11 protein-coding genes are annotated in these 13,123 nt (G+C 51.3%); 8 read left to right on the forward strand and 3 right to left on the reverse strand.

Features of this window, described 5'->3' with window-relative positions:
* Nucleotides 1-1,564: 1,564 nt before the first annotated feature.
* A complete protein-coding gene (locus V3W40_RS21120) occupies nt 1,565-2,323 on the reverse strand; it encodes an SDR family oxidoreductase (RefSeq protein ID WP_330215588.1) in 759 nt (252 codons plus the stop codon).
* A 90-nt stretch (nt 2,324-2,413) separates the two neighbouring features.
* On the opposite strand from V3W40_RS21120, the gene V3W40_RS21125 reads away from it, so the two are divergent.
* On the forward strand, nt 2,414-2,584 hold the full coding sequence (locus V3W40_RS21125) for a hypothetical protein (RefSeq protein WP_330215589.1): 171 nt from the start codon (nt 2,414-2,416) through the stop codon (nt 2,582-2,584).
* A gap of 52 nt (nt 2,585-2,636) precedes the next feature.
* On the opposite strand, the gene V3W40_RS21130 is transcribed toward V3W40_RS21125, so the two are convergent.
* Nucleotides 2,637-3,692, reverse strand: a complete 1,056-nt coding sequence (locus tag V3W40_RS21130; RefSeq protein WP_330215590.1) for an aromatic ring-hydroxylating dioxygenase subunit alpha — start codon at nt 3,690-3,692, stop codon at nt 2,637-2,639.
* 129 nt (nt 3,693-3,821) lie between these two features.
* Complete coding sequence (locus V3W40_RS21135) at nt 3,822-4,769, reverse strand: PDR/VanB family oxidoreductase (RefSeq protein WP_330215591.1); 948 nt, start codon at nt 4,767-4,769, stop codon at nt 3,822-3,824.
* A gap of 489 nt (nt 4,770-5,258) precedes the next feature.
* Here V3W40_RS21135 and V3W40_RS21140 point away from each other — a divergent pair, with 489 nt between their 5' ends.
* The 7 genes from V3W40_RS21140 (at nt 5,259) to V3W40_RS21170 (ending at nt 12,815) form a co-directional block, all read left to right on the forward strand.
* Entirely contained in the window at nt 5,259-6,242 is a 984-nt protein-coding gene (locus V3W40_RS21140; protein ID WP_330215592.1) for a glyoxalase, read from the forward strand.
* Between the two features lie 64 nt (nt 6,243-6,306).
* The gene (locus tag V3W40_RS21145) at nt 6,307-7,440 is read left to right on the forward strand and encodes an FAD-dependent oxidoreductase (RefSeq protein ID WP_330215593.1); all 1,134 of its coding nucleotides are present in this window, start codon (nt 6,307-6,309) and stop codon (nt 7,438-7,440) included.
* A gap of 37 nt (nt 7,441-7,477) precedes the next feature.
* Entirely contained in the window at nt 7,478-8,407 is a 930-nt protein-coding gene (locus V3W40_RS21150; RefSeq protein WP_330215594.1) for a 3-keto-5-aminohexanoate cleavage protein, read from the forward strand.
* 10 nt (nt 8,408-8,417) lie between these two features.
* The gene (locus tag V3W40_RS21155; protein ID WP_330215595.1) at nt 8,418-9,590 is read left to right on the forward strand and encodes an alpha/beta hydrolase family protein; all 1,173 of its coding nucleotides are present in this window, start codon (nt 8,418-8,420) and stop codon (nt 9,588-9,590) included.
* Entirely contained in the window at nt 9,587-10,612 is a 1,026-nt protein-coding gene (locus V3W40_RS21160; RefSeq protein ID WP_330215596.1) for an SMP-30/gluconolactonase/LRE family protein, read from the forward strand. The genes V3W40_RS21155 and V3W40_RS21160 overlap by 4 nt, the downstream gene beginning before the upstream one ends.
* Before the next feature lie 191 nt (nt 10,613-10,803).
* On the forward strand, nt 10,804-11,715 hold the full coding sequence (locus tag V3W40_RS21165; RefSeq protein ID WP_330215597.1) for a SphA family protein: 912 nt from the start codon (nt 10,804-10,806) through the stop codon (nt 11,713-11,715).
* Nucleotides 11,716-11,888: 173 nt separating this feature from the next.
* Nucleotides 11,889-12,815 carry a LysR family transcriptional regulator gene (locus V3W40_RS21170; protein WP_330215598.1) on the forward strand — a complete coding sequence of 309 codons (927 nt, stop codon included), beginning with the start codon at nt 11,889-11,891 and terminating at the stop codon, nt 12,813-12,815.
* Nucleotides 12,816-13,123 lie beyond the last annotated feature (308 nt).

Here is a 13,123-nt window from a genome sequence, read left to right on the forward strand (position 1 = left end):
CTCTTTCCAGGAGAAAGAGACGGGCATGGATTGGCGCAGCGAATGCGTCGAGAGGTGAGGTTGCTGCAGCGCAGCGAGGAAGGTCCATCGTCTGCCGCAATGGACAGACAAGTCGAGTAGGCATCCATCACTCTAGAGGAGTGACCGTGCGAGCCGCCGGACGCTAATCGCACTTGGGGAAGAACCACCAACAAGTGGCGTAGCCTTGAAGGTTCTGACTACCTGGGCTGGTGCTGTCAACGACAGCGGTCCATGCGCCAATTTTTATACTCACTCGAAAAGACGGTCAAGCGGCACGGCCAAAGTGCTCAAAAAGTGGCGACTGTCGCCACTTTTGTCGCCACGCTGCAGAGCACGTCCGACAAGGGTTGTCGCCGCTGTCGCCGCTGTCGCCACCTCTCTAGCCCTAGCCCTACGACAAACTCGGCTCTGCCGCTGAATTGCATTGCGCTCGTTAGATATCGTGGGCAATCACTTGGGTAAAAGAAGGCGTGGCCCTAAAAACTTGAAATGGGAGGGCGGAACCAGGTGGCTTCGAGAAAAAGCGAGTGAACCGTCCGATCGGCGCGATCAAAGATCGCTGGATCGGAGGGTTTGGCGGCAAAAGCAAAGTCTCAAATGTCAATTAAAGACTCAGTCATCAAAGCTGGTCGATTGGGAAGGCACCGCCTCACGCCGCATGAGCAGCGTTTGCTGCAATCGAAGCAGAAAACCTGCTTCAAATGCTTCTTGGAGATCACCTGGACGATGGCGTTTTCGGTTCTAAGACAGCGCCCACCATAACGGTAATGATGAGCCTTCAAGCCAAGTCTCTGCGCAACGAACCCCCTCCTTTATTACCGGAGCGAACTCATCGCCCCACGGGGGGCTGGATCGCAGGTGAGCCTTCAGCGGATGGGACAGAGACATACTCATGGATCTGTTGATGAACGCTTGAGCTGGGATGCCAATCAAACTCCGGAACGCCTTGTCGTACAACACAGCGGCGTCATCCAACAGATCTACTGCCAACTCAACGTCTTGCGGAAAATGAAGCAGAATACTCTGAGCTCCATTAAATCGAAGAGTGGCAGCCTGCCGTAGTTTAATCGCGGCACCTTCAGGGCTAAGCGATTCAGTGTCGATAGTATTGGGTTGGGGGAGGCCGATTAGAAGCGACAGGTCAAACATCGCGGAATCCTCCGAGATAGTTCGCAGCGTGAACTATACGGCCGGGGTGGCGCACGAGCTTAAAAGGTGGGCATGCCATTCTCCTTATCTCCTCGGACAAGTAAAACTGCCAACAACCGTTGTCACGCGTTTGGGTGACAAACAGCGTCCGAGGGTACCGGCCAGGCGTAAGCCTGCCCCGCACGATCCGCCATAGAAAAGCAGCAGCTAAGCCTGTGTAAGCACTTCGGATTCCAGTGCCTCTAGAGCTTAAGGTGCCGTTGGACATTGATATATTGCAGGAAGCAGCGTCATCGCTGATGCCGAACCTCATCAACTGCGACGATGATTTCTTAGAAATGCAATCGACTGTGGGAACAGCTAGCCTACTCCCACTTTCGTTCTGCATTGGCTCCTACATGCGCATCCCGCCATCCATCTCCAGAATCCTACCGGTGTAGTAGTCGTTCTCGAAAATGTAAGCCGCCGAATGAGCAATTTCATCCGGCTTGCCCATGCGCTTCAGTGGGATTCCCGACGTCATTTTCTCTAGAGCGTCCGGCTTCATGCCTAGGGTCATCTCGGTTTCGATAAAGCCCGGCGCAATACCCGCCACTCGAATGCCGAAGCGCGCCAGTTCCTTGGCCCAGGTTACGGTCGCTGCGGCGACACCGGCCTTGGCGGCGGAGTAGTTGGTCTGGCCGACGTTGCCGGCACGGGAAATCGACGAGATATTGATGATTGCACCGCTGCTTTTCAGCTCGATCATTTTTGCCGCGACTTCCCGGGTGCACAGGAATACTCCGGTCAGGTTGACATCGATAACCGCCTGCCACTGGGCCAGACTCATCTTGGTCATTTCGCCATCCTTCACCTTGAGCAGCAATCCATCGCGCAGGATGCCGGCATTGTTGATCAAGCCATGGATCGCGCCGAAGTCTTCGGCCACCTGAGTGACCATGTCCGTCACTTGCTCTTCATTGGCGACGTTGCACAGATAAGCTCGAGCCTCGACACCTTTTGCCGCGCAAGCAGCGACAGCGTCGTCGAGCTTTTCCTTGTTGAGGTCGACAAGCGCCAGTTTCGCCCCCTTCTCGGCCAGATACTCGGCCATTGAGCGGCCCAATCCTTGGCAACCCCCGGTGATAATGATGACTTTGTCGTTGAGTTGCATTCGCATGCCCCGATAGCAGGTCAAAGTGAAGGATTTTTAGAGAATCTCTATATGCACCCACTGCACCCGGCTGCACAGGAGAACTACCACATGGAAAAGCGGATACTTTTCACGCACGCTGATCCGTCTTTCGACAGGTTCTGTTCACAGCGCCATAAATTGGATTTAAAAATGGTCTACAACGACCGAGTGCGTCGCCAAGGGATCCTTGGAGTGCTGGAAAAAACACTCCAAGGCGATACCTTTTTTCCGTCTGGCTGATCACTCCGCTATTACTGCGGCTGGAGTTCGACGTTAGGTATCGCAATCCTTGCTATACATTGACTGCCGGAATATTCGCCGCAGACTCTTCCAAGATCAGCTTGTCCAACGCACGGCGCGCGCGAACTGCCGCCGCATCCCCGGGCAACAGGACTGGCTTAAGCGACCAGAAATCTGCTTCGCCCATGTTGACTTGTTGCGCCTCGAGCATTGGTAGATCTTCTTTGCTGAACGGTTCGGTCAGCCCGTCTAGTTGTGCTTGTGCAAACACCTGTCCTTCTTCTCCCATTTCCAAGGGGGCTTGAGTGGAATACCAGTAGTGCGTAGTAGAGTCTGTCTCAGGTGTAAAAAACTGAGGGAAATATGACTCCCGACCCTCTGCTCGCGGTTGCCCCGTGGGCGTTGCGCCGACAAAAATCAGCATGTTAGCCGGTGCATTCCACCGCACATCGATCCAACGATCAACGACCGTGCCGTGCTTAACCCCCAGCGCTGTATAGACAAAATCAGGCAATATTTCCGCAGATGTCTGGCGAAAAGACCAGATGGTATTACCTTCCTCTTCGACACTGGTCGCCGCCTTGCTCACGCTTTCACTGCCGAGCGAACCTGGATGTAAGAACTCGATATGTGACAGATCCAGAATGTTATCCGACTCCAGGACATAGTTAGCTTGGGCGTACAAGTAACCCTTAGCAACAGCATAGCGGGATGGATCTTGACAGCTAAAATCAGGAATCAAGGCCTCGTCAGCTTTCGCTATATCGCCCATCCAAATCCAAATCATGCTGTATTTTTCGACGACCGGGTATCGTTTAACAACGGCGGCTCGAGGGATTTTACCGTCCCCGTGCGGATTGTGAGTACACCCACCAGTGCCATCGAATTTGAGTCCATGGTAAGCGCACTGTACTTCTGATCCGCTTAACTTACCTTTGGATAGTGGAACGAATCGATGCGGGCAGCGATCATAGATCGCCTGGATTTGACCGGTCTCGTCACGAAAAAAAAGAATTGGTTCATTCAAGAGCGTCCTGGTAAATAGCGCCCCTGAATTAATCTCAGTATTCCATGCTGCGACGTACCATGTATTTCTCAAATAATTCATATCCACTGTCCTTTTATATTTGTTAGTAGGAGCAGGCCATATCATGTGCTCAAGATACATTCCAAGCCAGCACAGGTGGCCTTATGACGCATGCAGCAGTTAAGCTCACAGGCTACAACCTGATAAATCTTAGAGATCTAAAACCAAAACTGGGCTTTTCGACCTAGAACAACAGGGAGTGAACTGATTGTTTTTCGCACGCTCTTCTTTTGTCAAAAACATATCTCTGTGATCGGGCTCGCCTTCAAGTACGCGGGTTAAGCACGTCCCGCAGACGCCCTGTTCGCACGAAAGAGGAATATTGATCCCTGCCTCAAGAAGCACCTCAGCCACTGTACTTTCCGCAGGTACAACGAAAGATTGACCGCTGCTGGCGAGGCGTATTTCGAATGTATTAGCTTGCGAAGGTTTTTGAAGGGGAGCCGCAAAGTATTCACGATGAAGACTTTCCTCTGGCCACCCGAGCGCCCTTGCCTCACTTAATACAAATTCTAGAAACCCCGTAGGCCCGCAGACATATAAATGATCTCCCACAACATAACGGCCTAATACTGACTTGGAGTTGAGTTTTTCACCTTCGTCGTCGTAATAGCACGTAACCGCCTCTGCAAAATCAGACGCCTGGATCCGATCTACGAATGCAGCTCGGGATCGCGAACGACTACAATAGTGCATCTCAAATGAAGACCCTAGCTTGTTTAACCGTTGCGCCATGCACAGAATAGGAGTGACGCCAATTCCGCCCGCAAAGAGCAAGGAGCGTTTAGCGTCAGGTGTGAGAGGAAATAAATTTCGGGGCTCGCTTATGATTACGCGCGTGCCCTCATGAAGGAGCTCGTGCATCGCGCGCGAACCTCCTCGAGAAGATGGATCCAGCAAGACAGCGATCTCATATTGAAGCGTGTCCTCTGGACTGCTGTGTATCGAATACTGCCTAACCAGGCCGTTAGGTAGCTGCACATCTATGTGCGCTCCAGCAGAAAATTCAGGTAGAGATGCTCCATCCGCTCGGATTAGGTGGAAGGAGAATATGTCATCAGCTGCAAGAATTTTTTTTGTGACGATAGCTTCAATCATGATCTTACAACCTCGTAACATTTCTTGTTTTTTTAGCCTACAAACATACATAGGTGAGCCGCCCCATACGTTCGCTCAGCTCTCGAATGGGCGCACCTCACTGAGCTGCAGTGGGTCGGAGTCAGTGGTGGATGTGCAACACGCGACGTCGATCCCAGCACGAACTCCTAGGCGACCACTCTGCCCGCTGCCCATGCTCTGCACGAGTTCATCTCATGAACCATAGGCGTCCGTTGAACAAACTTTTCATTTCCCGCCTCTCCTCCATGATTGGTTTCACAAAAACGCACCTCGATGAGGGCTAATAAAAGTTGGAGGATTCCATGTTCATTTATTCCGCACGTTCCGTCTCGTTTACCCTCCCGCCCCCCGTGGACGTCACGTCCAAAAGTTGGCCTGTCGGCGATTTTGCCTCGCTCTAGAGCTCATCCTTTTTCGACTCCGAAAAGGGCAGCACCCGGTTCACTAGACTAATGCTGAGGATTAAGCATGGCAATTGTTGGAATTGAATCTCTTGTTTACGGCGTTGATGACGTCGCTCTTTGCACGCAGTATTTGAAAGATTTTGGGCTATCGCTGAAGCAAGGCGATACAACAGAGTCAGTATTTGAGCTCAAAGAAGGCTCAAAGGTGGTAGTTAGACTAATGGATGACTATCGGATGCCCAATACGAGCCAAGTCGGCATCGGAGTTCGAGAAGTTATCTGGGGAGTTGATTCTGAATTAGCTCTTGATGTGCTGATCCAGAACCTGAAGCAGGATCGGGAGGTGCTCATCAGTGAAGATGGTGTAGCTCGTTTCCTTACAGATGGCGGACTCGCCTTTGGCCTTAGGCTCTTTACAAAAAAACCTGTAGTGAGCGCCCCGCCTCTTACCAACGCACCTGGATATGTTCAGCGCCTCAACACGCCCCGCCCTTGGCGCACGCATGCAGCTCCCAAAACTATTAATCATGTAGTTTTCGCGATGCCCAACTTTCTCCAAGAGACCGCTTTTTTTCAAGAGCGTCTTGGATTCAAGTTATCTGATTATCAGCACGACGTAGGCGTCTACCTGCGCGCAGACGGCACCAACAACCATCATTCATTGCTCGCAATAAATGCCTCTGGGCCTCTGCCTGGCATGGATGGAAAACTGCGCTTCCATCACGCTAACTTTGGGGTGTCTGACATTGATGAGTTGATGGTGGGGGTTAATAACATGGAACGCGCCGGGTGGCCTAAGTCGCATTTTGGACTTGGACGGCATCGCGTCGACTCTGCACTGTTCTATTACTTGCCGTGCCCCGCAGGCGGGGAAATCGAGTACGGGACAGACTCCGACTATGTTGACGACACTTGGGTGCCCCGAGAATGGCCAGTTCCACTTTTCGCTTATTCCCACTGGGTACAAGAAATCCCACCGTTCCTGGCGCAAGCACCAGAGTGGGATGTTCGTTACCTCACCGATGGGAAGATTCCGACGGCTCAGTAATTAGCTTCAGTAAATAATATTAGTTTCAGCAAACAATAATTCCAAAATATTGCAGGTGGCTAAAGTGGCAATTCGCAAGGTCTTGATTATTGGAGGTGGCATCGGAGGTCTAACCGCCGCTATCGCACTTCATCGAAAAGGGATTGAAGCCGATGTAATCGAGCGCGATCCAAGTTGGTCTGTTTACGGTGTCGGAATAATTCAACCTTCGAATGTTCTGCGTGCTCTATGCGATATCGGATTGGGCGATGCTTGCGTGCGAGATGGCCGTGGCTTTAAGGGATGGCGTTTCTGCGACGCCCAAGGCAATCAACTAGGTGAAGGTTGTGGGCATAACGTGCTCGGTTCCGATTACCCCCCAATCAACGGAATCCGTCGACCGGCACTGCATAACATTTTGACTGAGACCACCCTGGGGCAAGGAACCTCGGTTCGTTTGGGTGTCACGCTCTCCTCCTGGAAAGAAGATGCTGATGGTATCGATGCCGTATTCAGTGACGGTACTGAAGGGCGATACGACCTCATCGTCGGTGCGGACGGTGCCTTTTCGCAGCTGCGCCATCAGCTGTTCGGCGATGTTGTAAAGCCGCACTTCACAGGCCAAGGCGTGTGGCGCCATAACTTTGAGCGTCCTCGTGATCTGGACTGGGGAATGATTTTCTTTGGGGCTAAGAGCAAAGCCGGTCTTGTGCCACTTTCAGAAACGCTCATGTACCTATTCGTTGCCACGCCAGAACCAGGTAATCCAAGGCATCCAACAGATCAGTTGCATACCCTTCTTAAGGAGAGGCTCTCTGAATACGGCGGAATTGTGAAGCAGTTGAGCGAACAGATTGTGGACGCGAAGGATGTGGTCTATCGGCCAATGGAAGTGGTCATGCTCCCAGAACCTTGGCACAAGGGTCGAGTCGTCCTAATTGGTGATTCTGCTCACTCGAGTACCCCGCACCTTGCGGAGGGTGCAGGGATGGCCATCGAGGATTCAGTCCTACTCGCTGAGATGTTAGCCGCTAACACTGGCAGCCTAGGATCGGCATTAACTTCGTTCGAACAGCGCCGGATGCCCAGAGCAAAGCTCGTTTACGACGTAAGTGTACGGTTGGGTGAATGGGAAATGGCTCAGTGGGAAGGAAGGCCTCACGGTGATGCCGGTGCGTTAATGAACAGTACCTATACCACGTTGATGCAACCCATCTAACTGCGCAATTAGTTAACACTAATATTGGATAACGACAATGAGCAAGGTCATTATTACGTGTGCGATCACCGGTTCGGCTCACGTGCCGAGTATGTCTCGCTATCTACCTCTAACTCCTGACGACATTGCTGCCCAAGCGATTGAAGCTGCTGAAGCGGGCGCAGCAATCTTGCATCTGCACGCTCGTGACCCTCGAGATGGCCGGCCCACCTCAGCCCCCGAAGTCTTTGACCAGTTTGTGCCTCGCATAGCGCAGGCAACTGATGCAGTGATAAACATAACTACAGGTGGAAGTGTGCACATGTCGCTTGAAGAGCGACTTGCCTATGCTTTGCAGATCAAGCCGGAATTATGTTCCCTGAACATGGGGTCAATGAACTTCTCGCTTCATCCACTTGCGCGAAAGATCACGGACTATCGTTTCGAGTGGGAGAAACCCTATCTAGAGGCTTTCGAAGATACGATCTTCCGGAATACGTTCAAAGATATAAAAAACATTATGTTGAAGTTGGGTGAGGAATGCGGCACCCGGTTTGAATTCGAATGCTACGACATTGGCCACCTATACAGTCTCGCGTTTTTCGTTGAGGAAGGTCTCATTAAACCTCCGCTCTTCATCCAGTCAATTTATGGCGTACTCGGGGGCATGGGCCCTGACCCGGAAAATCTTTCGATGATGCGCACTACAGCTGACAGGTTATTCGGACGTGCGAATTATCAATTTTCAGTCCTTGGGGCAGGACGGCATCAGATGCCTCTTGCTGCCGTGTCAGCAGTCATGGGCGGTAATGTTCGCGTAGGTCTCGAAGACAGCGTGTATTTGGCCAAAGGCGAACTTGCAGTCAGCAATGCAGACCAGGTGCGCAAAGTACGCCGCATCCTTGATGAACTGTCTCTTGAGGTGGCAACACCCGACGAAGCACGGACGATTCTCAACCTGAAAGGCCGCGCCGCAGTCAATTTGTGAGGAACAGAAAATGATCGAATATTTCCCAACTAATTATGTATGGAACCTGTCCGTTAACCTTGCGTTAGCGACAGGTGGAAATTACGGTGAAATAGACGACGTTTGTCGTCCATTGGTTGAGCCGTCCCAACGTTCGGACGATAGTGGCGCCGAGGCTTTCTTCCACGCCTGGAGTAGCCTCGGTGATCGCCTGTACTCACTAGCAGAGGCTGACCTGGCTGCTGGGCGAAAACTTAGCGCCGGTGCGAAATTGGAGCGTGCTGCAGTTTATTACATGACTGCCGAGCGAGTGACACACCCGACTTTCGAGCCACGAAAGCCTGTCTACAAAAAGGGGCTGGCATGCTTTGTACAGCACACTGAGCTGTCCGAGGCCAACTGCCGGCGGGTAGATATTCCCTACAACGGTACCACGCTTGCCGGGCTGTTTGTGGCGGCAAAGGGTGGCAATGCGAAGGCACCCTGTATTGTTCTAGCCAACGGCCTGGATAGTTTCAAAGAGATGATCTATGGCAGTGGTATTCAAAGCGCACTCGCTGATCGCGGCATTTCAAGCATTTCTGTGGATCAACCGGGTACCGGAGAGGCCTTGCGCTTGAACAGCTTGACTGCCCTGATTGAGTCCGAAGTTTGGGCCGGTGCGGTGATCGACTATCTGGAACAGCGCGACGACGTGGACAGCGACAACATAGGCATGTGCGCCTGGTCGCTGGGCGGTTACTACGCACCGCGTGCGGTGGCAATGGAGAAACGATTCAAGCTATGTGTCGCTTGGGGCGCGAACTTCAATTGGGGTGAATTGCAGAAACGTCGCCTTGCTCGTGAGGGTGACATTCCTGTTCCACATTACTGGGATCATGTCCAGTGGGTATGGGGTACAAATGACGTCAGCGAATTCATCTCCTTTGCTGAGGGCATTACCTTGGCCCCAGTCATCGATAAGATTACGGTGCCCTTCCTGATCACTCATGGTGATGCTGATCGTCAGATTCCCCGCGAATATGCTCATCAGCAATATGATGGAGCGGTTAACAGCCCCAAGCGTGAGCTTAAATTTTTCACCCGTGATGAAGGGGGAATTGAACATGTAAGCGCAGACAACATGACGAATGTCCGCGACTTTATTGCCGACTGGATTGCTGAAACCTTCGCGGAGCTGGGTGTGAGCGGAGTTAGGACGTGAGCGCGCTCAAGAATCCACTGCAGGGTTGGATACTCGACAGATCGGACATCAGTTACGTTGGACACGATCTATGTCGCCCCGAATGCATTCTCGCCGAGCGTGACGGCACACTGTGGAGTGCGGACGCTCGGGGAGGTGTAATGCGCATCGGGCCCGACGGCGCCCAGCATTTGATCGTTCAGCACCAAAGTGCTCACTTCGACCTAGCCGCTGACGCTCGTTCTAGTCTTCTTACTGGAACGTTGCCCAACGGGCTCGCTTTCGCTAGGAACGGGGATTTTCTAATCGCCAATTTTGGGACTGACGCATTGGAGGTCATGACTCGAGATGGGCGTTCGCGATTGCTGCATGACAGTATTGACGGACGCCCAATTGGAAAAGTCAACTACGTGCTTAGAGACTCCAAAGATCGGATTTGGCTGACGATCTCCACTCGTACTAACCCTTGGAGCGACGCGATTCGCAATGATCTCGCAGATGGATACATTGCGTTAATAGATGACCGTGGATTGCGGATCGTTGCTGAAGGTTTTGCCTTTACCAACGAAATTCGCCTTGATGCGAATGAAGAGTATCTCTACGTCGCCGAGACTACCGCAAATCACGTCTCCCGGTTGAAAGTTGGAGCTGACGGAGAGCTTTCGGGTCGGGAGGTATTTGGCCCGAGTAATCTGGGACAAGGTGTCATTGACGGTATTGCTTTCGACTCACACGGGAATCTATGGGGAGCAATGTGCTTCTCCGACAGAATAATTGCAATTACTCCGGAAGGTGAACTAACGACTATCTTCGATGACGGTAAAGGGCCTGCGCTCGATAAATTTGAGCGCGAGTTTCACTCGGGAAAAGCTGTCTCCTTTGAAACTTTGGCTGCGTGCGGCGGAATCGTTTCTCCTTGGATGGCAAGTATCACATTCGGAGGCCCCGATCTAAAAACCGTTTACGTCGGCAGTCTGAAGGGCACGACCATACCTAGTTTTCAATCACCCGTAGCAGGCTTACCAATGATTCATTGGCGCTGATATGACCTAATGCACTGTATAGGTGTGGAATGCTGCGGCACTAGATGGAGCATTTAATTAAGTGCCCCATCTGCGGCAATCTTGACACGCACCCGTCCTCAGGTGTTAGACGGCCCTGAGCTCGCTTAATTGCTTGTAAACACAAATACAACCTCACACAAACATCAAAAATAAAAATAAAGGTGATTCCTATGGTTAAGCCAATTTTACCGTTTTGCTTTCCTGTAGCTTGTACGCTCATGATGCTTAGTCAAAATTTCGCATCCGCAACCGAAAATGGCCAGCAGCGATACCCGATAGGAATTAACACGGTTCTAAACGGGATTATGCCGGAGCCTGGGAAGACACAGTTCTATAACTATAGCCTCTACTACTCCGCTGATAAATTGGCGGATAAGAATGGCAACGAAGCACTCCCAAAATTCAGTGCAGACGTAGTCGTTGACGCCATGCGAGTGGTGCATACGTGGGATGTTGATGCGGGGCCATTTCAGTTGGCATCCGGATTAGTGGTTCCGCTGATCTACAATAAGGTCGAGCTTCCATTTGGTAGAGATTCAACCAGTGGCGTGGGCGACATAGTCCTTTCCGGTTTATACCTTGGTTACCGAAATATAGATGCAAGTTTTTACTCGTTCTTAGCGCTGGATTTTACTCTTCCAACTGGCAGATATTCCGATGAGCGCATCGCTAATGTTGGAGCAAATACATATGGATTTGCACCGAGTTTAAATGCGACTTGGTTTCCGACACCGAAAACAGAGCTTTCTGCCACTGTAGGGTACGAAATCAACTCTCCAAACCATGATACAAATTACCATTCAGGTAACATCGCTTTTGCAGAATGGATTGTAGGTTACTCAGTTTTACCGAACCTACAGCTTGGCGTGCAGGGCTACGCCTTGCAGCAGATCACTGATGACAAATCAGGATCAGTAGAGATTGATGACGGCTACCGTGGTAAGGCCTTCGCGATTGGCCCACAGGTTCGATACAATTTCACTGCCAATTCAGGGATCGCTGTCAAATGGCAACATGAATTCGATGTACGCAATCGACCTGAGGGCGACCGGCTTTGGGTTCAGTTTTCGTTTCCTTTATAGGAGCTCAGGGCCAATAAAGCACGCTACAGGCAAGCTGAATTGGCCCTGGCTGCCCTGCCTGCAGACCGCCTATACCGTCATGTTTTTGACAGGCGCGCTTTGAAGATCTCTTGCGTTACGTCCAGGTTGAAGTAAATTCAGGGAATAAACTGTCCTGAGGTCTGCTCCGTCAAATGCGCCTGAATAAATTCGATTTGAACAATATCGTCTGCCTTGACGCGTTGTTGGCTGAGAAAAGCATTACGCGTGCAGCTGATCGACTATTTTTAAGCCGCCCTGCAATGAGCAACGCATTAGCGCGTCTTCGTGAATATTTCAATGACGAGATTCTGACGCAGGTTGGGAAAACGATGGTTTTGACACCGTTTGCTCAATCGTTACAAGTCCCTGTACGAGATCTGCTTTTACGGATGCAGGCTATAACATCTGCGTCGCCCTCCAACATTGACCTTGCCACCGTTGATCGCCGTCTTTCAGTCACCTGCTCCGACTACGTTGCGTCGATATTCATCCCGCTGGTTCTCGCGCATATATACAAGCGTGCACCAGGTATCGCGTTCGATATCCGTCCATTTTCGGGTCGTTTTTTAGAGGAAATCGAAAGCGGAGAGGTTGATTTTCTGATCACATCCGACACTGTGATCAGCGATGAGCATCCCTCGGAGAGACTCTTCACTGACACTTTTTCTTGCGTCATCTGGGATGAAAATAAGAAATTTGGTGACTCTATTAGATTGGAGGAATATCTAGGCTTGGGCCATGTGGTGGCCCAATGGGGATTGGGACGTGTGAAGGCTTTAGACGAGCACTTCCTGAGAGAACATAACCTGAACCGACGCATCGAGACCTGGGTTTCAACCTTCACACAAATACCTCAGTGTGTTGTTGGTACAGACCGGGTTGGCACATTGCCTACCCGATTAGCACGTTGGGCAGCCCAACGCTGGCCGCTTCGTATCTTCGAATGTCCAGTCCCTATCCCTCCCCTTGTCGAAATGATGCAGTGGCACGCATATCAGCAGTCGGATCCAGTTCAAACTTGGGTTCGAGAGCAATTCAGGCATATAGGTAGCGTGCTTACCACTCAGGATGGTAATTGATATCGTCCTTTTGAATTGCGATCAAGATAGGCTATCGGGTGTGGCAGATTGTGGTTGCGGGTCAAACGCTTTGGCCAGTTCGACTGCAAGCTACGGGCCATGGCATTGCTATCTCGGGAGGTAGTCCAATTGGTATTCCAGTTAACATTCGTTACGAATATTTATGAAAATAATCAAAAGCATAAGAGACCGATTCAGATTACCCCGGCTCTAAAGACATCCACGGACGTCTTTTTTATGCCTGAAATCCAGCAAACACAAAGTTTTGATGACCGCTTTGCGCTTTCTCGCGCTTTTTGAGTTCCAGA

Origin of the sequence: Pseudomonas sp. AM8 (assembly GCF_036346475.1) — a bacterium.
GTDB lineage: Bacteria > Pseudomonadota > Gammaproteobacteria > Pseudomonadales > Pseudomonadaceae > Aquipseudomonas > Aquipseudomonas marginalis.